23 protein-coding genes, 1 pseudogene and 1 CRISPR repeat array are annotated in these 26,779 nt (G+C 72.6%); of the genes and pseudogenes, 14 read left to right on the forward strand and 10 right to left on the reverse strand.

Annotated elements, in window-relative coordinates:
* Positions 1-62: 62 nt before the first annotated feature.
* Together LC193_RS03295 and LC193_RS03300 are read left to right on the forward strand one after the other, a co-directional pair.
* Positions 63-1,715: pseudogene (locus LC193_RS03295) on the forward strand ((2,3-dihydroxybenzoyl)adenylate synthase); the annotation flags it as partial.
* A gap of 70 nt (positions 1,716-1,785) precedes the next feature.
* On the forward strand, positions 1,786-1,983 hold the full coding sequence (locus LC193_RS03300) for a ferredoxin (protein WP_226071324.1): 198 nt from the start codon (positions 1,786-1,788) through the stop codon (positions 1,981-1,983).
* Here the strand turns inward: LC193_RS03300 and LC193_RS03305 are convergent.
* From LC193_RS03305 to LC193_RS03330, 6 genes are all read right to left on the reverse strand, one after another.
* Positions 1,964-3,319, reverse strand: coding sequence for a salicylate synthase (locus LC193_RS03305; protein ID WP_226071326.1), 1,356 nt, complete (start codon positions 3,317-3,319; stop codon positions 1,964-1,966). The genes LC193_RS03300 and LC193_RS03305 overlap by 20 nt on opposite strands.
* 34 nt (positions 3,320-3,353) lie before the next feature.
* Positions 3,354-4,829 (reverse strand): ABC transporter ATP-binding protein, encoded by a 1,476-nt coding sequence (locus tag LC193_RS03310; protein WP_226071328.1) that lies wholly within the window; start codon positions 4,827-4,829, stop codon positions 3,354-3,356.
* Positions 4,826-5,647, reverse strand: a complete 822-nt coding sequence (locus tag LC193_RS03315) for an ABC transporter permease (protein ID WP_226071330.1) — start codon at positions 5,645-5,647, stop codon at positions 4,826-4,828. Before LC193_RS03315 ends, LC193_RS03310 begins: the two co-directional genes overlap by 4 nt.
* Positions 5,644-6,612, reverse strand: a complete 969-nt coding sequence (locus tag LC193_RS03320; protein ID WP_226071332.1) for an ABC transporter permease — start codon at positions 6,610-6,612, stop codon at positions 5,644-5,646. The genes LC193_RS03315 and LC193_RS03320 overlap by 4 nt, the downstream gene beginning before the upstream one ends.
* Complete coding sequence (locus tag LC193_RS03325) at positions 6,609-8,153, reverse strand: ABC transporter substrate-binding protein (protein WP_226071334.1); 1,545 nt, start codon at positions 8,151-8,153, stop codon at positions 6,609-6,611. The genes LC193_RS03320 and LC193_RS03325 overlap by 4 nt, the downstream gene beginning before the upstream one ends.
* Positions 8,154-8,357: 204 nt before the next feature.
* The gene (locus tag LC193_RS03330; RefSeq protein ID WP_404819511.1) at positions 8,358-9,560 is read right to left on the reverse strand and encodes a lipid II:glycine glycyltransferase FemX; all 1,203 of its coding nucleotides are present in this window, start codon (positions 9,558-9,560) and stop codon (positions 8,358-8,360) included.
* A 171-nt stretch (positions 9,561-9,731) separates the two neighbouring features.
* On the opposite strand from LC193_RS03330, the gene murJ reads away from it, so the two are divergent.
* From murJ to LC193_RS03345, 3 genes are read left to right on the forward strand one after another with little or no spacing between them, the layout of a single operon-like run.
* The gene (gene murJ, locus LC193_RS03335; RefSeq protein WP_450263607.1) at positions 9,732-11,411 is read left to right on the forward strand and encodes a murein biosynthesis integral membrane protein MurJ; all 1,680 of its coding nucleotides are present in this window, start codon (positions 9,732-9,734) and stop codon (positions 11,409-11,411) included.
* Positions 11,408-11,950 carry a SigE family RNA polymerase sigma factor gene (locus LC193_RS03340; RefSeq protein ID WP_226071338.1) on the forward strand — a complete coding sequence of 181 codons (543 nt, stop codon included), beginning with the start codon at positions 11,408-11,410 and terminating at the stop codon, positions 11,948-11,950. Before murJ ends, LC193_RS03340 begins: the two co-directional genes overlap by 4 nt.
* Positions 11,947-12,747: a hypothetical protein gene (locus tag LC193_RS03345; RefSeq protein WP_226071340.1), complete on the forward strand. Its 801-nt coding sequence runs from the start codon at positions 11,947-11,949 to the stop codon at positions 12,745-12,747. The genes LC193_RS03340 and LC193_RS03345 overlap by 4 nt, the downstream gene beginning before the upstream one ends.
* 86 nt (positions 12,748-12,833) lie before the next feature.
* Here LC193_RS03345 and LC193_RS03350 read toward each other — a convergent pair whose 3' ends face one another.
* Together LC193_RS03350 and LC193_RS03355 are read right to left on the reverse strand one after the other, a co-directional pair.
* Complete coding sequence (locus LC193_RS03350; RefSeq protein WP_226078918.1) at positions 12,834-13,130, reverse strand: hypothetical protein; 297 nt, start codon at positions 13,128-13,130, stop codon at positions 12,834-12,836.
* A 172-nt stretch (positions 13,131-13,302) separates the two neighbouring features.
* Positions 13,303-13,752 (reverse strand): ATP-binding protein, encoded by a 450-nt coding sequence (locus LC193_RS03355; protein ID WP_226071342.1) that lies wholly within the window; start codon positions 13,750-13,752, stop codon positions 13,303-13,305.
* A gap of 307 nt (positions 13,753-14,059) precedes the next feature.
* Here LC193_RS03355 and LC193_RS03360 point away from each other — a divergent pair, with 307 nt between their 5' ends.
* The 9 genes from LC193_RS03360 (at position 14,060) to cas2 (ending at position 24,949) form a co-directional block, all read left to right on the forward strand.
* Positions 14,060-14,944 carry a helix-turn-helix domain-containing protein gene (locus LC193_RS03360; protein ID WP_226071351.1) on the forward strand — a complete coding sequence of 295 codons (885 nt, stop codon included), beginning with the start codon at positions 14,060-14,062 and terminating at the stop codon, positions 14,942-14,944.
* A gap of 4 nt (positions 14,945-14,948) precedes the next feature.
* Positions 14,949-15,245 (forward strand): DUF397 domain-containing protein, encoded by a 297-nt coding sequence (locus LC193_RS03365; RefSeq protein ID WP_226071353.1) that lies wholly within the window; start codon positions 14,949-14,951, stop codon positions 15,243-15,245.
* Positions 15,246-15,366: 121 nt separating this feature from the next.
* Positions 15,367-16,366: direct repeats of the CRISPR family, unit length 37 nt; unit sequence GTTGCGATCCTCGGCCGTCCCGGGGGACGGCCGCCAC.
* Positions 16,367-16,622: 256 nt separating this feature from the next.
* Positions 16,623-18,908, forward strand: a complete 2,286-nt coding sequence (locus tag LC193_RS03370) for a CRISPR-associated endonuclease Cas3'' (RefSeq protein WP_226071355.1) — start codon at positions 16,623-16,625, stop codon at positions 18,906-18,908.
* Positions 18,909-19,396: 488 nt separating this feature from the next.
* Positions 19,397-20,161, forward strand: coding sequence for a type I-C CRISPR-associated protein Cas5c (cas5c, locus tag LC193_RS03375; RefSeq protein ID WP_226071357.1), 765 nt, complete (start codon positions 19,397-19,399; stop codon positions 20,159-20,161).
* Positions 20,162-20,167: 6 nt separating this feature from the next.
* On the forward strand, positions 20,168-22,000 hold the full coding sequence (gene cas8c / locus LC193_RS03380) for a type I-C CRISPR-associated protein Cas8c/Csd1 (protein WP_226071359.1): 1,833 nt from the start codon (positions 20,168-20,170) through the stop codon (positions 21,998-22,000).
* 51 nt (positions 22,001-22,051) lie between these two features.
* Positions 22,052-22,960: a type I-C CRISPR-associated protein Cas7/Csd2 gene (gene cas7c, locus LC193_RS03385; RefSeq protein WP_226071361.1), complete on the forward strand. Its 909-nt coding sequence runs from the start codon at positions 22,052-22,054 to the stop codon at positions 22,958-22,960.
* Positions 22,961-22,962: 2 nt separating this feature from the next.
* Positions 22,963-23,628 (forward strand): CRISPR-associated protein Cas4, encoded by a 666-nt coding sequence (gene cas4 / locus LC193_RS03390; protein WP_226071363.1) that lies wholly within the window; start codon positions 22,963-22,965, stop codon positions 23,626-23,628.
* Entirely contained in the window at positions 23,625-24,659 is a 1,035-nt protein-coding gene (cas1c, locus tag LC193_RS03395) for a type I-C CRISPR-associated endonuclease Cas1c (RefSeq protein WP_226071365.1), read from the forward strand. The genes cas4 and cas1c overlap by 4 nt, the downstream gene beginning before the upstream one ends.
* Positions 24,659-24,949: a CRISPR-associated endonuclease Cas2 gene (gene cas2 / locus LC193_RS03400; RefSeq protein ID WP_226071367.1), complete on the forward strand. Its 291-nt coding sequence runs from the start codon at positions 24,659-24,661 to the stop codon at positions 24,947-24,949. Before cas1c ends, cas2 begins: the two co-directional genes overlap by 1 nt.
* Positions 24,950-24,956: 7 nt before the next feature.
* Here cas2 and LC193_RS03405 read toward each other — a convergent pair whose 3' ends face one another.
* Both LC193_RS03405 and LC193_RS03410 read right to left on the reverse strand, forming a co-directional pair.
* Positions 24,957-25,757: an SDR family NAD(P)-dependent oxidoreductase gene (locus LC193_RS03405; RefSeq protein WP_226071369.1), complete on the reverse strand. Its 801-nt coding sequence runs from the start codon at positions 25,755-25,757 to the stop codon at positions 24,957-24,959.
* On the reverse strand, positions 25,754-26,521 hold the full coding sequence (locus LC193_RS03410; RefSeq protein WP_226071372.1) for a class I SAM-dependent DNA methyltransferase: 768 nt from the start codon (positions 26,519-26,521) through the stop codon (positions 25,754-25,756). Before LC193_RS03410 ends, LC193_RS03405 begins: the two co-directional genes overlap by 4 nt.
* Positions 26,522-26,779: the final 258 nt, after the last annotated feature.

Genomic DNA, 26,779 nt, shown 5'->3' on the forward strand with positions numbered 1-26,779 from the left:
TTACCTTAGCCTAGGCGTTCGGTGCTGCTGACACCAGATGTGCGGATGATGCGGAGGAGAACATGGAGACGTTCCCGACCCCGGCGGCGGCGCCCGCCCCGCCGGATCCGGCCGGCCAACCGGCGGACGCCGCGCGGCACTACCGCGCCGCCGGGTACTGGCGCGACGAGGTCTTCGGCGACCTCCCGGCCCGTCAGGCCGCCTCGCGCCCCGCGTCCTGCGCGCTCGTCGACGGCGACCGCCGCTGGACGTACGCGGCCATGGAGGCGGAAGTCGAGGCGCTGTACCGGTCGTTCCACGCGCTCGGGCTGCGCCGGGGCGACCGCGTCATCGTGCAACTGCCCAACCGGGCCGAGTTCGTGCTGACCTGGTTCGCGCTGCAACGGCTCGGCGCGGTACCGGTGCACGCCATGCCGGGCCACCGCGAGCACGAGATCGCCCACCTGGCCCGGATCACCGAGGCGGCCGGCTACGTCGTACCGGACCGGCACGCCCGCTTCGACCACCGGGAGCTGGCCGCGCGCGTGCGGGAGCGGCACCCCTCGCTGCGGCACGTGATCGTCGTCGGCGACCCCGGCGGGCGGCCCGGCTTCGTCGCCTACGAGACGCTGCGCACCGCGTCCCGGCCCCCGGTGGCCGACCCGGGGCCGCCCGTCGCGCCCGGCGACCTCGCGCTGCTGCTGCTCTCCGGCGGCACCACGGGCACGCCCAAGCTCATCCCGCGCACCCACCAGGACTACGCCTACAACGCGCGCGCCGCCGCCGAGGTGTGCCGGCTGGACGAGGACACGGTGTATCTCGCCGTGCTGCCGGTCGCGTTCAACTTCACCATGAGCTGCCCCGGCATCCTCGGCACCCTGGGCGCCGGCGGCACGGTGGTCATCGCCCCCGACCCCAGCCCGCCCACCGCGTTCGCGCTGATCGCCAGGGAACGGGTCACCCTCACCGCCATCAACCCGCCCCTGGTGCCCTACTGGCTGGCGGAGGCCGAGGACAGCCGCCCCGACCTGTCCAGCCTGGCCGTGGTGCAGGTCGGCGCCGCCCGCCTCGCCGACGACCTGGCCAGGCGCGTCGGCCCGGCGCTCGGCTGCCGGCTCCAGCAGGTGTTCGGGATGGCCGAGGGGCTGCTCAACCTCACCCGGCTCGACGACCCCGACGACCTCGTCTGCTCGACGCAGGGGCGGCCCGTCTCCCCGGCGGACGAAATCCGCGTGGTCGGCGCGGACGGCGCGGACGTGCCCGACGGCGAGGTGGGAGAACTGCTGACCCGGGGGCCTTACACGCTGCGCGGCTACTACCGCGCACCCGAGCAGAACACCGCCCACTTCACCGACGACGGCTTCTACCGGACCGGTGACCTCGTGCGGCGGCTGCCCAGCGGGCATCTGAACGTCGTCGGCCGCGTGAAGGACCAGATCAACCGGGGCGGCGAGAAGATCGACGCGACCGAGGTCGAAGGCCACCTGCTGGCGCATCCCGGCATCCTCGCGGTCGCGGTCGTGGCCGTTCCCGACGCCGAACTCGGGGAGCGGCCGGTCGCGTTCGTCGTCCCGCACGGCGAACAGCCGCCGGACGCCAGGGAACTGGCCCGCTTCCTGCGCGAACGCGGCCTCGCCGGCTACAAGGCGCCGGCCGAGGTCGTCCCGATCGCCGACATGCCGTTGACCGCCGTGGGGAAGACCGACAAGAAGGCGCTGCGGGAGATCGCGCGCACCCGGGCCGACCGGTCCCCTCCCCCGCACGAGGCCGCGGGGCCGCCGCGTTCCCGCGAGAGAGGAGTATCCGGTGCAGGTCTTCGCCGACCGCGACATCTGCGTGGGCGCGGGGCAGTGCGTGCTCGCCGCCGAGAAGGTGTTCGACCAGGACGAGAACGACGGTCTCGTCCTGGTCCTCACCCAGGAGCCCACCGGCGCGGATCAGGAGGGCGTGCGCGACGCGGTGGACTGGTGCCCCTCGGGAGCGATCACGCTCCGCGAGGGCTGACCGGCCGCGCCGCGGGCGGGGCCGCGGGCACGAGGAAGCCGCACACGCTGCGCAACTTCTCGCGGGTCTCCTCCAGTTCGCGTTCGGGATCGGACTGCGCGACGATGCCGGCGCCCGCCCGCAGCCACGTCCGCCCGCCGCGCCTGAAGACGCTGCGCAGCACGAGCGCCGCGTCGAGGGAGCCGTCGGCGTCCGCGGTCAGCACCGCGCCGCTGTACAGGCCGCGCCCGTTCGCCTCGGAACGGACGATGCGCTCGCAGGCCGCCGCCTTCGGGATGCCGGAGGCGGTGATCGCGGGGAACTGCGCGGCCAGCGCGTCCCAGCACGTGGCCTGCTCGCGCAGCCGCCCCGACAGGCGCGAGGCCAGGTGCTGCACGCTGCCGCGCTCGCGCACGGACATGAAGTCGTCCACGCGCACCGTTCCCTCCCGGCAGATGCCGCCCAGCTCCGTCGCGGCCAGGCGCACCGACATGGCGTGCTCGTGCACCTCCTTGGCGTCCCGGTACAGCTCCCGGTGCCTGGCCAGATCGGCCTCGGCGTCCCCGGTCAGCGCGCGGGTGCCCGCCAGCGGCTGCGTGCTGACCTCGCGGGCCGCGGTCACCCGCGTGACGATCTCGGGACTGAACCCCGCGACCTCCCAACCTCCCATGCGCAGCAGGAAGGAACGCGCCGGGTTGTTGCCCGCGCGGCCCGCCAGATAGGTGGCCGGCAGGTCGATCTCCTCGGGCACGGGCACCTCGCGGGACAGGATCACCTTGTCCAGCGCGCCCGCGCGGATGTCGCGCACCGCGGCGGCGACCGCGCCCCGGTAGGCGTCCGCGCCGTGCCCGTCCACGTCGGCCGCCACCCGCCGCTCCGGCACGGGAACGCCGGCCGCGGCGGCGGCCAGGCGGCCGGCCAGCGCGTCCAGTTCGCGCGGGTCGCGGGCCCGCAGCAGGGCGCTGCCGTCGCCGAACCGTATCTCCCGCTTCGGCAGCACCATCCGCAGCACCGGCTCCTCGCCGGCCGGACCGCCGAGCAGCAGGGAACTCAGCCCGAACGACGCCCACCCGTAGGCCCGCCACCCCTCGCCGCCCGCCTCGGCCAGGGCCCGGCCGACCGCCGCGAGCGGCGCCCCCGCCGCGTCGAGGCGGCGGCGCTCGCCCGCCACGACGAGCGAGCAGCCGCCTGAGCCGACCTCGACCACCGCGGCCTCGCCCTCCGCCCAGCACACCGCGCCGCGGTTCTCGTACAGCAGGTGGGCCTCCCCGGAGCCGGCGCACAGCGCGGCGGCCACCGCCACCGCGTCCCCCCGGTACGCGGTCAGGCGTTCGTCAAGACGCACAGTCGAGCTCACAGCGGTCCTCTCTCACGTTCTGTCAGGTCCTCGGTCACGGCGTGCACGGCAGTCCTGGGGGCGCGGCGGGCGCGGTCGTCGCGGACGGCGCCCCTGGCCCCGGCCCGGCCGGGGCCAACTGCCCGTCCCTCAGCACCAGGCAGCGGTCCGCGCCGGACGCGACCCGGCGGCTGTGGGTGATCAGGACGACGGCGAGACCGTGCGCGCGGCGCAGGCGCCCCAGCAGGTCGAGGACTTCGTCCTCGGTCGCGCCGTCGAGCGAGGCCGTCACCTCGTCGCACAGCAGCACCCGGGGTCCGGCGGCCAGGGCCCGCGCGAGGTTCGCGCGCTGCCGCTCCCCGCCGCTGAGTTCACCCGGGTAACGGCGCGCGGCGCCCGCCGGCAGCGAGACGCCCGCCAGCAGGTCCGCGACGGGCGGCGCGTCGACGCCGCCGCGGCGCGCGGCGGCGCGGGCCCGTTCCAGGGCGGTGCCGATCCGCTCGCGCGGGTTGAGCGCGCCCCGGCTGTCCTGGTCGACGTGCGCGACCAGCAGCCGCGCGGCCCGCGTGCGGCGCGCCACCGGCCACGGCTGCTCGTCCCCGCCGAGCCACAACCGCCCGCCCGCCGGAACGGCGGTGCCCGCCAGGGCCCGCGCCAGCGTCGTCTTGCCCGCGCCCGAGGCGCCGAGCACGGCCACGCACTCGCCCGCGCCCAGGCTGAGCCCCGCGCCCGCGAGCACCGCGGGCCGCCCTGGGCCACCCGTCACGCCCTCCGCCAGCAGCACCGGCGGCCCCGGCGGCGCGGCGCGCGGCGGCGCGGCAGCCACTGTCCGCCCGGCCGCGGCCGGCGCGGCCCCCGTGCCCTCGGCGAGCCGGCCGCCCGCCATCGTCAACCGCCGTTCCGTGAGCCGGTCCACGACCTCGGGGTCGTGGCTGACGACGAGCAGCGCGGCGTCCCCCGTCGCCGTGCGCAGCAGTTCCACCACGTCGTCCACCAGGGCGGGATCGAGGCCGCTGGTCGGCTCGTCGAGCACGATCAGCCGCGCCCCCGCGGCCAGCACGGCGGCCAGCGCGACCCGTTGGGCCTGCCCGCCCGAGATCTGGTGCGGAAAGGAACGGGCCAGGTCCGCGGGCAGCCGCACCCGCTCAAGCGCCCGCGCGCGCTCGGCGGCGCGCCGCGCGCGCGGCACCCCGGCCCGGCCGGCCGCGCGGTCGAGCACCCAGCCGACCCGGTGCTCGGCGGGCAGCGTGGCGGCGCAGTCCTGCGGCAGGTAGGCGACCAGCCGGCCGCGCACCTGCCGCGCGCCCGCGCGCGAGAACGGGTCGATCCCGGCCACCCGCACCGTTCCGCCGGTGCGGTCGAGACCCGCGCGGGTGTGGCCGAGCAGCGCGTGCGCGAGCGCCGTCTTGCCCGATCCTGAACGGCCGACCAGGCCGACCCGCTCCCCCGCGCGCAGCGTCAGCGAGCACCCGGAGAGCACCGGGCGGCCCCCGGCCGCCAGGCTCAACTCCGAGACCTCGACCAGCGTCATGTCACCACGCTCCGTTCTCCTCGCGGGTGGCCGCCCGGGGACGTCAGCCGGTCGGCGGCCAGGGTCGCCCCCAGCGCGAGCACCACGAGCAGCGCGGCCGGGGCCAGCACCGGCCAGGGGTTGGCGACGGCCCCGGCGGCGTTCTCCCGCACCAGGCGGCCCCAGTTGGCGGCCGGCGCGGGCGCGCCGAGCCCCAGGAACCCGGCGGTGGCGCACAGTTGGGTCGCGGCGATGAACCGGATACCGGCCTCGGCCCACGCCTCGCGCACGATGTTGGGCAGGATGTCGTGCCGGATCACGGCGAACCGGCTGTCGCCGCGCGCCAGCGCGGTGCGCACGTAGGACAGGCCGGCCAGCCGCCTGGTGGCCTCGCTGACGACCCGCACCGAGAACGGCAGGCTCACGACGGTGACGGCCGCGAACACGGCCGCCTCGCTGCCCGGCCGCCCGGCGGCGATCAGCAGCATCACCAGCAGCGGCGGCACGGCCGCGAGGCCGTCCACCACGCGCAGCGCGCCGGTCGCGGGTCCGCGCCCGGCGAGCCCGGCGAACGTCCCGGCCAGCAGGCCGACCACGCTGCCAAGGGCCGTGGCCGCCAGCGCCTGGAGCACGAGCGACCGGCCGCCGTGCACGGTCCTGGCCAGCGCGTCGCGCCCCAGGAAGTCGGTGCCCAACGGGTGTTCCCAGCTCGCCGGTTCGAACGGCGCGCCCACCTGCGCCGTGGGCGAGTGCACCGGCAGCCAGGGCCCGGCCAGCGCGAACACCGCCGTCAGCACGACGGCCGCCAGGGGCAGGCAGCGCAGCACGGTACGCGTCACGCGGCCCCACCTCCCCGCCGGGCCGGCCGGGACCGCGGGTCGAGCGCCCGCGCCAGCACATCGCCCGCCAGGAGCACCAGCAGCACGGCCCCGGCCAGGGCGAGGCCCAGGCCCTGCACCATCGCGGTGTCCCGGTAGGTCACGGCCTGCGCCACCTCGTGCCCGATGCCCGGGTAGGCGAACAGCGTCTCGACGACCAGGCTGCCGCCCAGCAGCCCCGCGACCATCACGGTGAAGCCCTGGAGCGCGGGCCCGGCCGCCGCGGGCAGCACATACGACCACGCGAGCCGCGCGCCCGACTCGCCGTCCAGCCTGGCCTGTTCCACCGCCGGATGCTCCGCGGCGCTCGCCGCGGCGGCCCGCACCAGCCGCGTCGCCACGCCGAGGCCGCCGAGCACCAGGCTCGCCACCGGCAGCACCAGCAGGTCCGGGTGCTGCCAGGGCGCGTCGCCCGCCGGCACCATCGACACGGCGGGGAACAGCGACCAGTGCTGGGCCAGCAGCACCACGAGCCCCGTGGCCAGCAGGAACTCCGGCAGCGCGAGCAGCACCACGGTCAGCGACGACAGCGCCCGGTCCAGCGGCCGGCCGGCCCGCAGCCCGGCGGCGAGCCCGAGCACGAGCGCGGGCACCGCGACGACCGCCGCCGCGAGCGCGACCAGCAGCACCGAGTTGCCCAGCCGTTCCGCCAGCACCTCCGCGACCGGCCGCCCGGCGGCGGCGGACCGCCCGAGGTCGCCGGTGGCCGCGTCGCCCAGCCACTCCAGGTAGCGGACGACGGCCGGGCGGTCGAGGCCGAGGCGTTCGCGGATCTCGGCCCGCTCGCGTTCCGTGGCGTCCTGGCCGGCGATGATCCCGGCCGCGTCCCCCGGCAGCACGTCCGTGGAGAAGAAGATCACCGCCGAGAGCACCAGCAGCGTGCCGGCGGCCACCAGGCCGCGCAGCGCCACATCGCGCCAGGTCACGCCGGGTCGAGCGTGGCGAGGGACAGATCGGGGAACTGGAGGTGCCGCACGCCGCCCACACCGTCCGCGTGGGCGTCGACCGTGGGCACGAACACCGGGATGATCTCGTTGCCCCGCTCCCACAGCAGGCGCTGCGCCTCGCGCGAGGCCGCCGTCCTGTCGGCCTCGGCCGTCGCGCTGCGGGCGGTGACCACCAGCTCGTCGATGTCGGGGAAGTTCCCCGGCGTGTGATTGGGCTCGAACGGCGCCGGCGGGTTGTACCCGGCGGCGAACGGCAGCCGCTGGTACGCCTCGTAGTCCGCGAACAGCTGCCCGGCGGGCAGCTCGTTGAGCGTCGCGTCCACGCCGATCGCCCGCAGGTGCTCCACCATCAGCGTGGCCGTCTCGACCATGCCGGTCAGCTCGGGGCCCGCCGTCAGCTCGATCGCCATGCCCGCGTGCCCGGCCTCGCGCAGCAGCGCCTCGGCCGCCTCCGGGTCGTGGGCCCGCTGCTCAAGTTCCGCGTGGTAGCCGGGGAAGCCGAGCGCGGGCACGTCGTTGCCGAGGTGCGCCCGGCCGAAGTAGACGGTGTCGACGATGGCCTGCCGGTCGATCGCCAGCCGGAACGCGCGGCGCACGCGCTCGTCCTGGAACGGCGGGTGCGCGAGGTTCATGACGAACCGCAGGTTCGACACGTACGGCGGCTCGCCCGCCGTGACGGCGACCCCCTCGGCGTCCGCGAGCGTGCGCGCGGTGGCCGGCGAGACGCCGCTGACGAACTCGGCCTGCCCGCCGCGCAGCGCGTTCACCCGGGCCTCGGGGTCACCGATGGACAGCAGGTGGATCTCGGAAAGGGAGACCTCCTCGCCGATGGCCGGGCCGAACCAGTCGGGGTTGCGGCGCAGCACCGTCTGCCGGCCCGGCTCGAACGCCTCGATGACGAACGGCCCGCAGGACGGCGTCTGCGGGGTGAACTCGGTCACGCCCTCCTTGACGACCAGCATGCTCTGGCACAGCAGCAGCCGCCCGTCGGCAATGGGCGTCAGGGTCGGCAGGTCGAGCGTGCGGTCGTCCACGACGCGGGCGGCGGCCAGGTCGAAGTTGCGCCCCGCCAGGCGCGTGAACGGCAGCCCGCCCAACTCGTCGGGCGCGCGCAGCGAGTACAGCAGGTCGGCGGCGGTGACCGGCGAGCCGTCGGTGAAGGCGACGGCGTCGCGCAGGCGCAGGGTGTAGGTGGCCAGGTCGTCGCTGATCTCGATCGACTCCAGCACGCCGTAGCGGACGCCGTCCGGCTGCCCGGCGTCGATGGCGCCGAGCGCGCCGTGCACCAGGCGGGCCCGGACGAAGTCCAACGCGGTCGGGCCGAGGAGGTAGTTGAGGGTCTCGCTCGACCCGCCCCCGGCGAAGGCCGCGCGCAGCGTCCCGCCATCACCTCCCTCCCCGCCCTCTCCGTCCTGCGACGAGGAGGACGAGGAGGAGGAGCAGCCGGTCAGGAACCCGGCTATTCCGGCGGCGGTCAGGGCGCCGAGTCCGAGGAAGGCGCGGCGGTCGGGAGATCTCACAGTGGTGTCCTTCAGGTACGGAGCAGGGGGCGGCGAGGCAGCGGGCAGCGCGACGACGCGCACGGCCCCGCGCGGGGAGGAACGCGGGAGGCCGTGACTAATGAAAATGATTATCACTTATCTTTACCCCTGGCAACGCACCCGCCCCACCGCCCCCACCCCGGGACCCACGACCCACGACCCACGCCCCAGGGCCCAGGACGTTCAGCGACGGGCGAGATAGGTCTGCATGGCGCGGTGCAGGGTCCGGTTGACCGCACCGCTCAAGGTCAACTCCCACTCGCCGAGCATCTCGACCGCCTCGCCCCCGGTGCCCAGCTTCCAGCGCAGCAGCCCGAACGGACGCTCCCCCGGGTCCAGGGTGTCCGGCACCCCCCGCATGTCGTAGACGGCCGCGCCCTCCTGGTGGGCGTCGTTGATCATCCGCCATTGCAGGGCGTTGCTCGGCCGCACCTCGCGCAGGTGGTCGGCCGAGGCACCGGTCTGGTACCAGGCCCTGGCGCCGTCAGGAGAACGCAGCAGCGTGTGCGCGGCCAGCACCTGGCCCGCGTAGACGGCCGTGTACAACCGCATGGAACCCGGCTGCTGCTCGTTGAGCACGGCGAACTGCCGCTGGTAGTACTCAAGGGAACGCCCCAGGCGGAAGCCGTCGCGGCGCTCCGTGACCCCCAGCAGGTCGTGGAACAGCGGCAGTTCCGACCGGTCGGAGAGCCGGGCCGAGACCCCCGCCTTCGCGGCGCGCTTCACGTTGCGCCGCCACTCCTGGTTCAGACCCGACCACAGGTCGTCCACCGAACGCCCGGCCAGCGGCACTTCGAACACCAGCCGGGGCTGCGCGTCCCGCGCGCCCCCCGCGTCCTCCTCGCCGCAGCGCCGCCACCCGGCCTCGCGCAACCGGTCGGCGACCGCCGCGCCCAGCGGCTCGACAAGATCCGGCAGCAGATCGCCCACCCGCCGGCCAGGCCCCGTCGCCGCCTTCAACGACCTGGCCGACCAGCGGCGGTAGGCCAGCGGCGGCCCCATCCGCACGGCGAACGCGCCCGCGCCGCGCAGATGGTCGAGCAGCGGCGCCAGCAGGCCGCCGAGGTCGGGCGCGGCCCAGTCGATCACCGGGCCCTCCGGCAGATAGGCGAACGACCTGCGACTCCCGGGCAGTTGGCGGTACAGCACCAGCGCGGCCCCCCGCAGCCGGCCGGCGGCGTCCCGCCAGCCGAGGCTCTCGCCCGTCCAGCCCTGCTTCACCCCGGCCCACGCCGGCGTTTGCAGGAAACTCACCCGGCCGGGGCAGGGACCGGCCCCCGCCGCACCCTCCCTGAGGAACGCCAGATGCTCGGCGGCGGTCAGCCGCACCACCTCGGGAGCGGCACGGGTCTTCTCCTCGGGCGCCTGCACTCCGGCTGGGATCATGACTGCGGTCGGCACGGGACACTTCCCTCCACAACGGCTGCCGGGCGGGCCCGGCCACGGTCCCGGACGGGCCCGTTCTCCTGCTGCACGCCCGGGCCCGGCAAAAGGTGACCATGAGATTCCCGACAGCCTCCGCGCCTTCCCTCAAGCCCCTGACCAGGGCAAACTCCGATGCTCGTGAAGCAGTTGACCAGCGGTCCCCGGCACGCGCGACGCGCGCAGGCACCGGGCGCGTCCTCACCCGGCCGGGGCAGCGCGATCATGGCCGCCGGATCGCTCGTCTCGCGCGCCACCGGCTTCGTGCGCAGCGCCGTGGTGGTCGCGGCCCTGGGCACGGCGCTGCTCGGCGACGCCTACCAGATCGCCAACACGGTGCCGAACATCGTGTACTTCCTGCTCCTCGGCGGCGCGCTCAACGCCGTCGTCGTACCGGAACTGGTGCGCGCGGCACGGGAGCACGCGGACGGCGGCACGGCGCACCTGGGCCGGCTGCTCACCCTCTGCGCGGGCGCGCTGCTGCTGCTCAGCACGGCGGCCGTGCTCGCCGCACCCTGGCTGGTGGCCGCCTACGCCCCCGACTTCGACGGCGCGCAGCGCGACCTGACCATCGCACTCGCGCGGTACTGCCTGCCGCAGATCCTGGCCTACGGCCTGTTCGCGCTGCTGAGCCAGGCACTCACCGCGCACGGCAGGTTCGGCGCGATGACCTGGGCACCGGTGCTCAACAACCTCGTCGTGATCGCGGTCTTCGGCCTCTACCTCGCGGTGGCGGGGCAGGCCATGGAGGCCGGACAGGTCACCGAAGGGCAGGCGCTGCTGCTCGGCCTCGGCTCGACGGCGGGCGTCGCGGTGCAGGCCGGCGTGCTCCTGCCGGCCCTGCGCGCGGCCGGACTCAGGCCCCGCCTGCGCCTCGACCTGGTGGGCGCCGAACTGCGCGCACCGCTGCGCGCGGCGGGCTGGACGATCCTGCTGGTGGCCGTGAACCAGCTGACGTTCTGGCTGGTGACCAGCCTCGCCACCTCGGCCGGGGTGCGGGCGGCGGCCGAGGGCGCGGCGGCGGGCGCCGGGTTCGCCGCCTACACGAACGCGTACACGCTGTGGATGGTGCCGCAGGGCATCGTCACGGTGTCGCTCGCGACCGCGCTGCTGCCCCGCATGAGCGCCGCGGGGCGCGGCGACCCGGCGGCGGTGGGCCGGGACCTGGCGTGGGGACTGCGGCGCAACGCCGTCGCCCTGATGCCGGCGGCACTGGTGTTCGTGGCGCTCGCGCCGCAGGTGATGGGCGTGGTCTTCCAGCACGGCAGGACCGGGGAGGCCGACGTCCGCGTGCTGGCCTGGGTCCTGGTGGCCTTCGCGCCGGGGCTGCCGGCGTTCGCCGCCCAGTACCTGCTGTCCCGCGCGTTCTACGCACTGGGCGACACGCGGACCCCGTTCCTGCTCAACCTGGTCACCGCCGCGACCCAGGCCGCCCTCGTGCTGGCCGCCTACGCGCTGCTGCCCGCCCGCTGGGCGGTGGCCGGGATGGCCGGCGCCTACGCCGTGGCCTGCGTGGTGGGCCTGCTGTGCACCACGTGGGCGCTGCGCGCGGCGATCGGCCGCTGGCCCGCCACGGCAGGCACCCACCTGCGGGCCCTGGCCGCCGCGCTGCCCGGAACGCTGGCCGGCTGGTCCGCCGCCCGCTGGTGCGGCGAAACGCTCGGCCCCGGCCTGGCGGGCGACGCCGCCGGCCTCGCGATCGGCACCGCCCTGCTGGCCGCCTCCGTGGTGTCGCTGGCGGGGCCACTGCGGCTGACCGAGGTCACCGGCCTCATCGCCGCGCTGCGCAGACGGCTGCCGGGCGGCGCGCGATGAGCGGGAACGGCGCCTGGCAGGACTACGAGACCTTCTACGCCGCCACCGCCCGGCGGCTGGTGACCGCGATCTACGCGCTGACCGGCGACCTCGGGGACGCCGAGGACGCGGTGCAGGAGGCGTACGCGCGGGCCTGGCAGCGCTGGGACCGGCTGACCGCCGAGGGCGACCCCACGCCGTGGGTGCGGACCGTCGCGCTGCGGCTGGCCGTCAGCACCTGGCGCAAGACCCGCAACCGCCTGCGCGCACACCTGCGCCACGGCCCGCCGCCCGCCGTACCCTCCGCGGCGCCCGACCACGTGGCGCTGGTCGCCGCACTGCGCGAACTCCCCCGCGACCAGCGGGTCGCGGTCGTGCTGCACCATGTACTCGACCTGCCCGTCGCCCAGGTCGCCCAGGAGACCGGTGTGTCGGAACCCGCCGTCCGCACCCGGCTGAGCCGGGCCCGGCGGACCCTCCGCGAGCGGCTGACCGACGAACGGGCGCCGCACCGACTGTCGTTCAGCATGCCAGGGACACCCAGGGGAGAGACCCGATGAGCGACCCGTTGGACGAGCGGCTGCACACGTTCGCCCACGAACTCGGGGCCACGGTCGTACTGCCGGGCCCCGGCGACGCCAAGCGCCGCGCGCAGCGGCGACGGGCACGCCACCGCCGGGCGGCCGCGATGGCGGGCGGCGTGGCGGCGCTGGCCGCGGTGGCGGCCGGCACCTGGCTGTTCACCCCGGCCGCCCCCGAGCCCGCACCGCCGACGCCGCCCGCGGCGAGCCCGCCGCCGTCCGCCTCCACCCAACCACCGTTCCCAGCGGCCGACACGCTGCCCTGGCACTCCGAGCTGCGCTGGCAGCTGAGCGGGGATGAGGACGTGGCCCGCAGGGCCGATGACTGGTGGAAGTTCTGCGGCTGGGACGACATCGCCGAGGGAGCGGGCCAAGCCTCCGGCTGGACCGCGCCCTACGAGGCGGAGGACGAATCGGTGGCGTCCTACTCACTGCTCGAATACGCCAGCGAGGAGGAGGCCAAGGAGGTCGCGCTCGCCCTCGTGCAGGGAGGCCGCTGCTGGCCCACCATCGTGCACGACACGGGAAGCACCCCACCTCAGCCCTCGGTCACCGTGGTCGACTTCGGACCGGCGTCCCAGCTCGTGCCGAGCAGGGCCCGGATGTATCTCGACGTCGTGGACAAGCAGTTGCTGGTCCTGACCGTACTGAGCGACGCCCTGCCGACGGACGACGAGGAGGAAGCGGCCCGAACGGTGGACTGCCTCACCGGCCTCGTGGCCGATGCCTTCCCCGACGGCTCAGCCTGCCCCACAGGCGCCACCGGCACCCCCTGACCACCACCCCCGACACCCCGGCATCCTCACCATCGCGGTCGCGGCCGTCTCCGACAGCACACCCGGCGCACACCCGGCCGCGTGCGCTACGCCCTCCCCCTGCGCCGCGGATCGACCCGCCGAGCGGCCCACAGAACAGTGCGCGACCCCATGACGAACGAGTCCCCCGAATCGAAGACGAGCCGCTTGGCACCGCCCGCCAGCGCCAAGAGGTCACGCACGGTGAACGCCTGTGCGCCAATCATCACTTGATCACCGCGCCGGACGGTGGCGGCATCGATCTCCACCGCGACCAGCACTCCGGTCGCCACCGGCGCATCACCCCCGTACCCGGGCAGCGGCCCGGACAGCCGACGGCTTGCCGAGTAGGTATCGAATCGCACGATGCACTTCTCCGTTCCGCGCCCGGGCCACGACCGGGCGTATCGATAGAACCCGCCCCCGGGAGCCTGTGACTCGTGGGAGAGCCGGTATCGAACCGTGCTCGCCGGGGGCGGGAGTCGAGATGCGGCACGCCATCGGCCCGGCGGGCCGACCATGCCGCGAAAGATGGCCTCAACAGGCGCGACCGCACGACGCCGAGCCGTCAAGGGAGGCAAGCGCGCAGGCGAACCAGACCACCTTCCCCACCCCGAGCCACGTGCGCGCGTACCCGAAATCGTCGGCCATCTCGCGCAGCAGCCACAGCCCGCGCCCGCACGTCCCATCCGACGCGGGCTCCCTGAGCACCGGCAACGACGGCGACGCATCGAACACCTGCACCACGACCAGGCCGCCGACCCGCGCGACCAACAGGTAGCAGTCCGCCCGACCGGAGTGCGCGAGCACGTTGGTCAGCAACTCGGACACGCCCAGCCTGGCCGTCTCGACGACGGAATCCGGCGCCCCCCACAACTGGAGGATGTCCACGACGGCTCTCCGTCGTTGAGCCAGATCGGAAGCCCGTACGTCGACGGCCCAGCCGTACATGTCGGGCCTGACGGCCTGCCTTTCCAAAATGGTCATCGGGGCCTCCGGAGAGAGTCAGCGCAGGGGGACGCTCGGGTCGCGATCACCACGCCCTATGGCGCAGGGTGAGCAACTGACTCCAGAATGGCATCAGAAACGCTACGGTGGGACCCGCGCCCCGGAATTCTGCAATCAACTTTCTGCGCACCATTCCGGCGGTGCACGGGCGTTGCTCGCTCCGAAGCGGCATCTGCCGTCGCGGCGCGAAACATTGCTCGCCCGTGCGGAACGTTGCTTGCCGACGCGGAACGTTGCTTGCGCACGCGCAACACGCCCCGCCACACTGAGACCGAGAGGACTGCGGATGATCACAGACATCGAGTCGGCCACACCGGCGCTCTGCCGGTTGCAACTGGGGAGCGAGCTACGCTCGTTGCGCCTCGCGGCCGGCCTCAAGGCCAGCCAGGTCGTCCGAAAGCTCCTCTGGAGCCCGTCCAAGCTGACCCGCCTGGAAACCGGAGAGAACTCCTCGGTCGAGCAGGCCGACGTGATGGCCCTGTGCGAGATCTACGGGGCAGGCGAGGAGACCCGCGCCCGCCTCACCGGCTACGCGGCGGTCACCAAGACCCGCCGCGACTGGTGGCAGTCACCCGAGTACCGCCCGGCGATAAGGCCGGTGTTCAAGGCGTTTCTCGGACTCGAAGCAACGGCGACCGCGCTGCACAACTACGAACCCGAGTTCGTGCCGGGCCTGCTCCAGACCGAGGACTACGTCCGCGTCATCCACGAGCGCGCCCACCAGGGGCTCAGCCCCGAGGAGGTGGACCGGCTGGTCGCGGTCCGGATGACGCGGCAGGAAGTGCTGCGACGCAAGGACTCGCCCTTGCGGCTCACCGCGATCATCAACGAGGCCGTCCTGCGCCGCCACGTGGGCGGCCCCAACCTCATGCGGGCACAGCTCACCCACATCGTCGAGGTCGCCGAGGAACTGCCGAACGTCCGAGTACAGGTCGTCCCGTTCAGCGCCGGAGCGCATGCCGGGATGAACGGCAGCTTTTTCGTTCTGCACTTCCCCGAAGGAGCGGCGCCCAAGTCCATCGTCTACCTGGAAAGCCTGGCCGACGCATGGGTCGGCCGCCGTGAACCGGACATCGCCCGGTTCACGGACGCATTCACCGACCTCCAAGCGCTCGCTCCCGGGCCACAGGAGTCCCTGCGTATGATCAAGACAGCGATCAAGGAGCTGTGACGACATGGTCATTCGAGGTCCCGGCGCCCTCGCCGGTGCCAACTGGCGCACATCCAGCTACAGCAACGACCAGGGCGGCGCGTGCGTCCAGGGCGCGTGCTTGACCGAGGAGTGGTTCACCTCACGCCACAGCAACGACCAAGGCGGCGACTGCGTGCAGGGCGCGCGCCTGACCGGACGCGCCATGGCCGTGCGGGACTCCAAGGCACCCGACGAAGCGACAGTCGTCTTCCCCGAACACGCATGGACCGGCTTCGTGACCTCTCTCAAAGCCAGCCCATCCAGCAGCAGCTCCAAATAGCGCGCAGCGTCGGCCTTCCCGAGCTCGATCGTCGAAGGCCGACATCGCGTCACCCCCTCCTCGCCCCCCCGGGGACGGCCGCCACCGGGCGCGCCCAGCTGCCGTGGCCGTCGAAATGGTTGTTGCGATCCTCGGCCGTCCCGGGGGACGGCCGCCACTGCGCAGCGTCGGCCTTCGGTAGTCGAGCTCGATCACCGTTGCGATCCTCGGCCGTCCCGGGGGACGGCCGCCACCTGCCGATGTGGCGCACCCGGTGGCCTGTCCCCGAGGTTGCGATCCTCGGCCATCCCGGGGGACGGCCGCCACCGGCGCCATCCGCAACATCGAGCACGGCGACATCAAGTTGCGATCCTCGGCCGTCCCGGGGGACGGCCGCCACCTGGAGTCCCAGACACCGCCGCACGGGTCGCAGAGCAGGTTGCGATCCTCGGCCGTCCCGGGGGACGGCTGCCACGCGGCCCACTTCCCTGACCAACCCCGGCGACACGGTGTTGCGATCCTCGGCCGTCCCGGGGGACGGCTGCCACGGCTGCCAGTTGGGGCAGTGGGTGATGCCGCCCGCGAGGTTGCGATCCTCGGCCGTCCCGGGGGACGGCTGCCACGCTTCAAGGCCGCGCGGATCTCCCGCGTCGCCGGATCGTTGCGATCCTCGGCCGTCCCGGGGGACGGCTGCCACCGGGAGCCGCAGTCCTCGCAGTCCCACCAGTAGGTGGTTGCGATCCTCGGCCGTCCCGGGGGACGGCTGCCACCTGCGAGCCGCGCGCATTGGGGCGCGGTTCACCCAGGAGTTGCGATCCTCGGCCGTCCCGGGGGACGGCTGCCACCCTCGCCCTCAACATCCGCGGCTGGTGGAAGGGCGGCGTTGCGATCCTCGGCCGTCCCGGGGGACGGCTGCCACCGGCCAGCATGGACTCCGCGTCCAACCCGAGCCCCTGGTTGCGATCCTCGGCCGTCCCGGGGGACGGCTGCCACGCTGACGCCTGAGCCTGCGCGATCTGCCTCTGCGCGGGTTGCGATCCTCGGCCGTCCCGGGGGACGGCTGCCACCCGGCGGCACCGCCGCCGGGGCGGGCGGCAGGGTCGGGGTTGCGATCCTCGGCCGTCCCGGGGGACGGCTGCCACGGCCTCTGACCAGGGCTTTTACCGTGCGATGCGAGATTCTTCGCTGCCCAGCGCGGGACGAAAGCGGATGACAAGGACATCCTCCTTCGGTGCGATCCGCGTGTCGTGTGTGCACTTGGGGTCCCGAACCTCGCTCCTGCTCCCTGGCCAGATGGCATCAGTCTGACAGTAACGGCGCCCGTGACTTTGCCGAAAACGGCCGCGCTACCGATGTGCATGCCTTACGGTCGTCGCGTCTGAGTCGAGTGGGGGCTGCGTGACTGGTGGGGTGCTTTATGCGCACAGCGCGAACGACGCGGGGGTGCGGCATGAATTGGCCGATCACCTGCGGGGTTCTGCCACGCTGGCGCGCATGTTCGGAAATGTGTTCGGCGCGGGAGATGTCGCGGCGTACCTGGCCCTCGTGCACGACGTAGGCAAAGGCTGGTGTTGCTGGCAGCACCGCCTCATCTCGGTCGAGAACGAACAAGCCCGAGGCAAGAAGCAGCGGGTCGGCGTTCCGCACAAGGAGGCGGGCGCTGGGTTGGCGGCGAAGTACATCGCACGGCCGTTCGCCGCCCTGGTTCTCGGTCATCATGGCGGGCTGCCGGACGACGGCCGCGTACGCGAAGTCGTACGGAGTCTGGCGGGTAGCGGGCCGGATGCCGTGGCCGCTCGGGAGGCGGTAGCGGCCGTTTCCGCTGTGGTGCCGGAAATCATTCCGCCGAAGCCGCTGCGACTGCCTGACTGGTTCGACCGGTTGCGCGGGCCGCACGGGGCTCTGCAACTGGACCTGCTGGAACGAATGCTGTTCAGCACCTTGGTCGACGCCGACTTCCTCGACACTGCGGCGCATTTCTCCAGCAGCGCCGTACGTGTGGCCCCGGATGCCGATATGGCCGCGTTGTACGAGCGGTTCGAACGACGCCGCGCCGATTACCTGGACGCCCGCCCCCCTTCCGCCGTGGATGAGGTACGAGCGGACATCTACCGGCAGGTGTTGGACGCCGCGACGCGGGCGCCGGGGATGTACGTCCTGCATGTGCCGACCGGTGGAGGCAAAACGCTGGCCTCGGCTGGATTCGCGCTACGACACGCCGCCGAGCATGCGTTGCAGCGAGTCATCGTCGCCGTTCCGTACGTCAGCATCACCGAGCAGAACGCCCAGGTGTACCGCAAAATGCTGGACCCGCGGGATGGGGAAGAAGGCGGGCCGGTGGTGCTGGAGCACCACAGTTCGGTCGATCTCGACGACGAAGCGGGATCGGCACAGTGGGCACGTCTCGGGGCGGAGAACTGGGACGCGCCCATGGTGGTGACGACCACCGTGCAGTTGTTCCAATCGATCTTCGCGCATCGTCCATCGGCCATGCGCAAACTGCACCGGCTGGCGGGGTCCGTCATCGTTTTGGACGAGGTGCAGGCGCTGCCGGACCGCCTGTTGGCGCCCATCCTGAGCGTGCTGCGCGGCCTGGTCGATCACTTCGGCGCGTCGGTCGTTCTCGCCTCGGCCACCCAACCGGAGTTCTGGGCGCTGCCCGAACTGCGCGGGTCCGCACGGCTGGAGATGGTCGAGGATGTGGCGCGGCTTTTCGAGCAGTTGCGGCGCGTGGAGTATTCCTGGCTGCTCGACGACGGCCTGACCTGGGAGGATGTGGCCGGAGCCATCGTGGCCGAGCCGGAGCAGCAGGTACTGACGGTTGTCAACACGACGGTGGACGCCGCGCGTCTGCACCGAGCCGTCGGGCGGGCGGTGGGTGCCGACGTGGACACGGGAGACGGCGGGGTGCGGGTGCTGCACCTGTCCACACGGATGACAGCCGAGCACAGGCGCGAGGTCATCGCCGACATCCGCTGTCGGCTGGCGCTCGGGCAGCCGACGTTCGTCATCTCCACCTCTCTCATCGAGGCCGGTGTCGACGTGGACTTTCCATGCGTCTACCGGGCCATGGCGCCTGCGGAGTCCCTTCAGCAGGCGGCCGGCCGCTGCAACCGGGACGGCAATCTGGACACGGGCCGGGTCGTGGTCTTCCGGCCGTCCGAGGGCGGTGTTCCCCAGGATGCCTCGTACCAGGTCGCCCTTGATGCGACCGTCCGCTTCTTCGGTCCTAACCTCCGAGATCCTGACGACCTGGCGGCGCTCCGTGGGTATTACGAGGAGCGCTACACGGCGCGGGGTTCGGACGGTCGCCCATTCGGGGCACTGATTCAGGAGGCCCGCAGGGCGCTGGACTTTCCCAAGGTCGCTGCCGAGTTCCAGATGATCGACAACGACCACACCACTCCCGTTGTCGTCATCCGTCCGACCAAGAGCGAGCAGGAACGCGACGCTATCGCACGCGACATTGCCACGTTGCGGTCTCCCTACCCGTGCGGGCCGGAGGTTCTGCGGCGCCTTCAGCCGCACACGGCCACGCTCCCCCGGCATGAGGCGCAGGAGGCCGTTCGTGCCGGCTTCGCGGTGCCCATCACCGGCGACCTGTTGGAGTGGCGCAGCCACTACGACGAGGCCCGTGGCCTTGACCGCGACGAGCCCGAGGACCACGGCGCGTTCCTCGTCTGAATCTGATGGCCCTCAAAGACGAAGCGCGGCTATGGCAGCATTGATCTACCCATGGGGAAATGGCGGCTTGCTACATCAAGCCGAGGATCGCAACCCTGTCGTCGTCGGCGGCAGAGACGGAGCGCCTCGTAGTCTGCCGCGTGCTGGAATAGACGCGGCAGGCCACGCATATCACCGGCAGGTGACGTTCACCGCCAGTGTGCGGACACGCCGCACAACGAGCACAACGACGAGGACAACGACCGAAGGCCAGTCGAGAAAGTCATGCCACACTTTGAGGTTCTCCCTTCACTGTGGTCGTGGGTCTATTGGACGGAGCTCTCGGAGTACTGTTCAAAGTCTCGCTCTTTTTCTCCTTCTCGTCGCCCAGTTGAGGCCCTCGGACGTTTGTGCGTCGGCCGCCGCACCGCTCACAGAGCCACAAGTACAACTTCTCGGTGCTCGATGACTTCGGCACACCAACCGCAACAACCTCCTTGGAGGACGACATGACTGCCCCGACCGCCGGGATGCGGCGGCACGGCCGTGGTGACGATGGCTGGAGGTACCCGGATCTCGTCGTGGAGACCTGGGGGGATCTCGCCTGCTTCACTCGGCCCGAGCTGAAGTCCGAGCGCGTGAGCTACCAGGTGATGACGCCCTCGGCCGCCAACGGTCTGTTGCAGGCGATCTTCTGGAAGCCTCAGTTCCAGTACGTCATTCGGCGGATCGAGGTGCTGCGGCCCGTCCGGTGGCACCTGATGCGGCGGAACGAGGTGCGCTCGATCGCGAGTGCGGCCGGGGTCAGGGCGATGCAGAAGGTGCCTGCCCAGCGGTACGACGTGGAGGAGGACAGGGATCAGCGCAGCACGATGGCGCTGGCCGATGTCCGCTATCGGATTCACGCCCAGGTGGAGGTATCGGCGGCGGCGCGCGCGGGCGGCGAGGGGCACCCGCCGGCGACGGAGGAGAAGTACCGGGAGCAGCTGCGGCGGCGTGTGGAGCGCGGGGCCTGCTTCTCGCAGCCGTACCTGGGGTGCCGGGAGTTCACCGCGTCGTTCGGGCCTGACAGCGGTCAGCCCGCGGACGCGGCGTTCACCGAGGAGTTGGGCGTGATGCTGCACTCGATCGAGTACACCCCGGCCGGTGAGCGCTACCGGTGGTTCCGGGCGTGGGTCGAGGGCGGGGTGCTCTGCGTGCCGCGCGAGCCGCTGCCGGAGAACGCTGTCGCCATGCCGCGGGGCGTGTGGCGCGCCGACGGCGCGGAGGGGTGAGCGGGCGTGCTGCTCCAGAAGCTGAAGGAGTTCGCGGAACGTGCCGCCGATCAGCTGCCGGCCGGGTATTACCGGGCGAGGACGATCCACTGGGTCCTGCGCATCGCGGAGGACGGCAGGAGCGCCGAGTTGCAGGGCGAGGGTCCGTTGCCGGCGAAGCGGCGGGATCAGGCGATGGTGGAGCAGGTTCCGTACGTGCAGCGTTCGGGCACGAAGGTGCCGCCGTATCTGCTGGTGGATTCGGCGGAGTTCGTGCTGGGCGTTGCGAAGTCGGCCGATGGCGGGGGCGAGGCGGCGGCGGAGAAGGCGAGGGCGGAGGCGGCGCGGCGTCACGCGGCGTGGCGTGAGCTCGCGCTCGCCTGGGCGGACGGCGACCGGGATGATCCGGCGGCTGTCGCGTTGCGCACGTATCTGACGGACCCGGCGTTGCGGCTGCCCGTTGATGACCGGGTCGATGCGAAGGATGTCGTGGCGTTGCGTGTGGGCACGCGGTGGCTGCATGCCATGCCGTCGGTGCAGAGCCATTGGGCGGGCGAGGTGCGGCGGCGCAAGGGTGACCGCACGGAGCGTTCGGGTCTGTGCCTGGTGTGCGGGGAGCACGCGGAGTTGCTGGCGACGATCCCCGAGCCGGTCAAGAAGGGTGCTGTGCCGACGGCCGGTGGCAGCAACGAGGGCCAGCTGGTGTCCGTCAACGCCGCCGCGCAGGGCCGGGAGGGCATCACGCAACTGGCCAACACGCCCATCTGCCATGCGTGCGGCGGTCGTTCCATGGCCGCGCTGAACCACCTGCTGGCCTCGGAGCGCCACAGCCGCCGGTTCCGTGAGGACGGCGTGCTTCTCTGGTGGACGCGCGAGGGCTCGTCCGACGACGTGCTGTCGGCGTTGCTGCACGATGAGATCGACGTGTCCGTGATCGCGCGGCTCGTCGACAGCATCAACGTCCGTCCTGCGCCGAGCGCCGCCGAGGGGATCGATACGGACGCGTTCCTCGGTCTCACGCTGGGGCTGAACAACGCCAGGATCGTGGTGCGGGACTGGATCGACGTGCCCGTGCGGGAGATCAGGGAGGCGTGGGCCCACTGGTTCGACCAGCACGGCGTGTTCGACGGCTGGAACCGCACGATGCGGTGGACGCCGCTCTGGCTCATGGCCCTGTCCTGCGGGCGCTGGACCGGCGACCGTTACGCCAAGGACAGCGCGCCTCGCGGTCTCGAACACGAGCTGCTGCGCGCCGCGCTCCGCCGCGCTCCCCTGCCCGGCCGGGTGCTGCCCCGCCTCCTGCAACGCATTCAGGCCGACCAGCGCATCGACACCCCGCGTGTCTCGCTGCTGCGCCTGATCCTCAACCGCCCCTACGACAGCGAGGGAACCGCCGTGGCCGCTGCCCCGGAGAAGCTCGACGAGACCAGTACCAATCCCGCCTACACGGCCGGCCGCATGTTCTTCGTGCTTGAGGAGGTCCAGGGCAAGGCGCTGGACAATCTGAACACCTCACTGCGGGACAAGCACTTCCGTACCGCGATGATCGCGCCGCTCACCACGATGACGCAGTTGGTGGCCAACGCCAACGCCCACTTCAAGCGGCTCAAGCGCGACAAGCCCGGTACCGGGTGGGCGTTGTACAACCAGCTGACCGCGTTGCACGCCGGTCTGCGCGAGCCCTTTCCGCAGCACCTCGACCCGCTGGGGCAGGCGTGGTTCGTCCTCGGCTACTACCACGAGCGCCAGGCCGCACTGGAAGCCGCGGCGGCGCGGCAGGAGGCCAAGGCGAAGGCAAACGCCGAGGCCGAGGCCGACGCCGAGGCCGCCTCGAACGGCCCGGCCGAGCCCGCGTCCTGACCAGCCCCCCGTACCGACCTCTCCGTCACGTTTTCCCGAAGGACTCGCGAGATGAGCAACGACGCCCACCTGGACCCGGCCCGCAAGCACGACTTCGTGTTCCTCATCGAGGCGGTCGACTCCAATCCGAACGGCGACCCCGACAACGGCGGTATTCCGCGCACCGATCCGATCACCGGCCAGGGGCTGATCACCGATGTGGCCATCAAGCGGAAGATCCGCAACACGGTGGCCATGATCAACGAGCACGAGAACGTCCCCGGCAACCACATCTACGTCGAGGCCGGGGTCGCGCTGAACGCGCAGCACGAGCGCGCCTTCACCGAGGGGAAGGCCACCGACAAGAAGTCGGCGCAGGAGTGGATGTGCCGGAACTTCTTCGATGTCCGCATGTTCGGTGCCGTGATGACCACGGGCAAGAAAGATCGGTGGGCGGGGCGGGTGCAGGGCCCGGTGCAGATCGGGTTCGCCCGGTCCGTCGACCCCGTCACCCCGTTCGACATCGGCATCACCCGTGTCACGCCGACGCGTGAGGAGGATGTCGAGGCGTGGAACAACCCGTCTCCGGACGGGAAGACCAAGGGCAAGGAGACCGAGATGGGCTCCAAGCACATCGTGCCCTACGGCCTCTACAAGGGCACAGGTCACTTCAGTGCCCCGCTGGCCGGGAGGACGGGCGTCACGAAGGATGATCTGGCGCTGTTCTGGCGGGCGTTCATCCTCATGTTCGAGCATGACAGGGCTGCGGCGAGGGCCGGGCTCGCGCTGCGCGGTCTGCACGTGTTCACCCACGCGGACCCGTTCGGCCGCGCGCCCGCGCACGAGCTGGCCGATCTGATCACCGTCACCCGCCGGGGGGATGTCACCGCGCGCAGTCTCGACGACTACGAGCTCGGTACGGAGCCCGCGAAGCTGCCCGACGGCGTCGAGTTGACCACGCTTCTCCCCCAGGTGCGGTAGCGGTGGCCACGGAGTCACCGGGGCGGGGCGGGGAGGGGCCGCTGCCGCAGGTGCCCCTCTCCGCGCTTGAGCACTACGCCTACTGTCCTCGCCAGAGCGGCCTGATCCTGCTTGAGGACGCCTTCGAGGACGATGCGGCGACCGTTCGGGGCACGCTGCTGCACCAGCGTGTCGACACGCCGGGCAGCCGGGGGCGCGGCGCGGTGCGCACGCTGCACGCGCTGCCCGTGTTCAACGACGCGCTGGGCCTTGTGGGTGTCTGCGACGCGGTCGAGCTGCACGCGGACGGCCGGGTGCTGCCCGTTGAGCACAAGTCGGGCCGCTATCTGCCGGACGGCCCTGCCGATGTGCAGGCGGCCGGGCAGGCCATGTGCCTGGAGGCGATGTTCGGGAGGGCCGTCGAGGAGGCCGCCGTCTATTCCGCGGCCGACCGGCGCCGCCACATCGTCGTGGTCGATCAGGTGCTGCGCGACCGCGTCACCGGTCTGACGGCCGAGGTCCGGCGCATGCTCACCGCCAGTGCCCTTCCCGCTCCGGTCGCGGACAAGCGCTGCCGCCGCTGCTCGATGGCCGATTCGTGCATGCCTCGGGTGCTCGCCGATGACCGCCGTTTCCGCCAGGCCCTGAGCGACCTGTTCCACCCCGAACCGCTGCCGGAGCATTCGTGACCACTGAACTCCTCAACACCCTTTACGTGCAGACGCAGGGCACCGAACTCCGTCTGGAGGAGGACTCGCTGCGTATCCGCGTGCCCGAGCAGGAGGGGCGCCGCATCGTGCCGCTGCGCCGCCTCGATGCGATCGTCGTCTACGGGCACGTCACCCTGTCCAGCGAACTCATCGCCCGCTGCGCGCGGGATGCCCGTTCCATCACGTGGATGAGCCGCGGCGGCCGGTTCGAGGGGCGTCTCGACGGGGCGGTCCGGGGGAACGTGCTGCTCCGGCACGCGCAGCATCAGGCGCACGACGACGCGGCCGTCCGGATCGCGATCGCGCGCAACGTCGTGGCCGCGAAGGTCCGCAACAGCCGCTGGGTCATTCTGCGCGCCGCACGGGACGCCAAGGGGGCGGCGCAGGGCGCCATGCGCGCGACCGCCGGTGAACTCGCGGACGCCCTCCCGGAGATCGCCGTCGCGCCCGACACCGACACGCTCATGGGGTACGAGGGCGACGCGGCCCGGCGGCACTTCGCGGCCGTGCGCCACGCGCTGCGTCCGGCGGAGGGCATCCCGCCGTTCGAACGCCGCATCCGCCGGCCGCCCACGGACCCGGTCAACGCGACGCTGTCGTTCGTCTACGGGCTCCTGCGCGGGCTCGTCCACGGCGCGGCCGAGCAGATCGGGCTCGACCCTTACGTCGGCTACCTGCACGGCATCCGTCCAGCCAAGCCCGCGCTCGTTCTCGACCTGATGGAGGAGTTCCGCGCGCCGCTCGCGGACCGCCTCGTGCTCACGCTGCTGAACCGGCGCCAGTTGCGGCCCGAGCACTTCGAGCACCTGCCGGGCGGCGCCGTGCGGCTCACCGAGGACGGCCGCACGGTGGTGATCCAGGCGTGGCAGGAGTGGCGGCAGCGACCGTGGCCCCACACGCTCGCCGGCCGTGACGTGCCCGCGGGGCTGCTGCCGGTGATGCAGGCCCGGCTCCTGGCCCGCCATCTCCGCGGTGACCTGCCCGCCTACCTCCCCTGGATCGCGAGCTGATGGACCTTCTCCTCACCTACGACGTGGACACCACGAGCCCCGAGGGCGCCAGGCGGCTACGCCGGGTCGCGAAGCTGTGCGAGGGGTACGGGCTGCGCGTGCAGCAGTCCGTGTTCGAGATCGTGGCGGACGAGGCGGACCTCCTGCGCCTGCTCGCGGCCATCGACGACATCATCAACGCCGACCGGGACAGCGTCCGCGTCTACCGGCTGCCCCACCACGGGCTGAGTGACGTGCACACCCGCGGCACCGCCCGGCCGCAGCCGCACCGGGGGGACTTGGTCGTCTGAACCTCCCTCAGGGGGAGGCATGTTGGTTCGCCACGGGGTCGGCGGCCGTGGTCCCGGCCTTGCGGCGGTGCAGGGCGTTGATGTCGGCGAGCCAGCGTTCGTGGTCGGCGAGCCGGGCCCGGGCGTGGTCGGCGACCTCGGGGTGGGGCAGGATCAGGAACCGGTCCTCGGCCATCCCCGCGAAGAGGCTGTCGGCGACCTGTTCGGGGCCGATGGCCGTCGAGGTGAGCGGTACGGCGGTGGCGTTGTCGAGCGCCTGGTGCAGGGGGGTCAGCACGCCACGCGGGCAGATGGCGTGCACCCGTATCCCGTGGTGGCGGTAGGTCACGGCAAGCCATTCGGCGAACGCGAGCGCGGCGTGCTTGGAGACCGCGTACGGTGCGGCGCCGACCATGGTGAGGAGTCCCGCCGCGGAGACGGTGGAGACGAAGCGTCCCCGGCCGCGGGCCAGCCAGCCGGGCAGTAGTTGCCTGGCCGCCCTGATGTGGGCGAGGACGTTGTGGTCCCAGGCCGCCTGCCACTGTTCGTCGGCCAGCTCGGGTCCCCCGTCGTGGACGACGCCCGCGTTGGCGCAGTAGACGTCGATGTCGCCGCCGAGCGCGTGCCGCGCCTCGTCGAGGGAGAGGGTGGCGGCGTCGCCCGGGATGGGGACGCCGCCGATGCGCGCCGCGACCTCGGCCGCGCGTTCCGGGTGCCGGTCGTTGACACCGACGCGCGCTCCCTCGGCGGCGAACCGCTGCGCCAGCGCCGCGCCGATGCCGCGGCCGGCGCCGGTGACGACGACCCGCTGCCCGTTCACGTCGGTCATGCGGGCGTTCCCGGGGCCGGCCCTGACGTCCCGCCGTCGAGCACGCCGACGAACAGGCCGGGGCCCACGTGTTCGTACGGCATGAAGTCGACGCTGAACCCTGCCTGGCGGAAGGCGGCTTGATACTCGTCGTGGGTGAAGAGGGTCATGACGTGGGTGTCCGTGAAGTGCGCGATGCCGGCCTTCGGGTCGGCGACCGTGTAGTGGACTTCCATGCGGCTGCTGCCGCCTTCGCGGACGGTGCGGGAGACGCGCGAGATGGTGCGGCCGTCCTCGTGCACCGTGGCCCCGCTGACGTGCCCGTCCAGGAAGTTCGCCGGGGACCACCAGGGCTCGATGACGACGACGCCGCCGGGCGTGGTGTGCCGGGCGAAGGTGGCGAGTGTGGCGGTGAGCGCCTGCTGGTCGGGCAGGTAGCCGACGGAGCTGAACAGGCATGTCACCGCGTCGAACTGCCGCGGCAGCCGGAAGTCGCGCATGTCGCCCTGGTGGAGCGGGATGCCGGGCACGCGCCGGGCGGCGGTCTCCACCATCTCCGCGGAGCGGTCGAGGCCGGTCACGTCGTCGAAGTGGTCCACCAGGTGGACGAGGTGGGAGCCGGTGCCGCAGGCCACGTCGAGCAGGCTGCGCGCGTCCGGCTTCAGCCGCCGGATGTGTTCCGTGACGAGCCGGGCCTCCGCGGCGTAATCCTTGCCCCGGCCCTTGTAGACGGCGTCGTAGACGTCCGCACGCCGGTAAATCTCCTCGATCTGGACGCTGCCCATGAGTTCTCCGCTCCGGGAATGCGCGACAACGCGGTTCGTGGGGATGGGGGGAAATCGGGGGTGAGGGGGGTGGCGGTCCTGGCATGCCCGACGGCGCCCGCGCGCGAGGGGGCGGCGCCGGTTCGGCGAAGAATCGACTCGGCCACAATCGACGTTGTAACTATTGCCGTACCTGTTGTACTTTACCCACGGGGTGGTAGTCAACAGATCCTCGCTGGTGACGATCACTCAAAAGTCCCCTCAGTTCTAGGAGTTGCT

Origin of the sequence: Streptomyces marincola, from assembly GCF_020410765.1 — a bacterium.
GTDB classification, from domain to species: domain Bacteria; phylum Actinomycetota; class Actinomycetes; order Streptomycetales; family Streptomycetaceae; genus Streptomyces; species Streptomyces marincola.

What these genes read in the sequence shown, in the direction of transcription:
- LC193_RS03310 (WP_226071328.1), bottom strand. Translation starts at nt 4,829, where the DNA reads ATGACGCTGGTCGAGGTCTCGGAGTTGAGCCTGGCGGCCGGGGGCCGC.
- LC193_RS03330 (WP_404819511.1), bottom strand. Translation starts at nt 9,560, where the DNA reads ATGATCCCAGCCGGAGTGCAGGCGCCCGAGGAGAAGACCCGTGCCGCT.
- murJ (WP_450263607.1), top strand. Translation starts at nt 9,732, where the DNA reads ATGCTCGTGAAGCAGTTGACCAGCGGTCCCCGGCACGCGCGACGCGCG.
- LC193_RS03340 (WP_226071338.1), top strand. Translation starts at nt 11,408, where the DNA reads ATGAGCGGGAACGGCGCCTGGCAGGACTACGAGACCTTCTACGCCGCC.
- LC193_RS03345 (WP_226071340.1), top strand. Translation starts at nt 11,947, where the DNA reads ATGAGCGACCCGTTGGACGAGCGGCTGCACACGTTCGCCCACGAACTC.
- LC193_RS03355 (WP_226071342.1), bottom strand. Translation starts at nt 13,752, where the DNA reads ATGACCATTTTGGAAAGGCAGGCCGTCAGGCCCGACATGTACGGCTGG.
- LC193_RS03360 (WP_226071351.1), top strand. Translation starts at nt 14,060, where the DNA reads ATGATCACAGACATCGAGTCGGCCACACCGGCGCTCTGCCGGTTGCAA.
- LC193_RS03365 (WP_226071353.1), top strand. Translation starts at nt 14,949, where the DNA reads ATGGTCATTCGAGGTCCCGGCGCCCTCGCCGGTGCCAACTGGCGCACA.
- cas5c (WP_226071357.1), top strand. Translation starts at nt 19,397, where the DNA reads ATGACTGCCCCGACCGCCGGGATGCGGCGGCACGGCCGTGGTGACGAT.
- cas7c (WP_226071361.1), top strand. Translation starts at nt 22,052, where the DNA reads ATGAGCAACGACGCCCACCTGGACCCGGCCCGCAAGCACGACTTCGTG.
- cas2 (WP_226071367.1), top strand. Translation starts at nt 24,659, where the DNA reads ATGGACCTTCTCCTCACCTACGACGTGGACACCACGAGCCCCGAGGGC.
- LC193_RS03405 (WP_226071369.1), bottom strand. Translation starts at nt 25,757, where the DNA reads ATGACCGACGTGAACGGGCAGCGGGTCGTCGTCACCGGCGCCGGCCGC.
- LC193_RS03410 (WP_226071372.1), bottom strand. Translation starts at nt 26,521, where the DNA reads ATGGGCAGCGTCCAGATCGAGGAGATTTACCGGCGTGCGGACGTCTAC.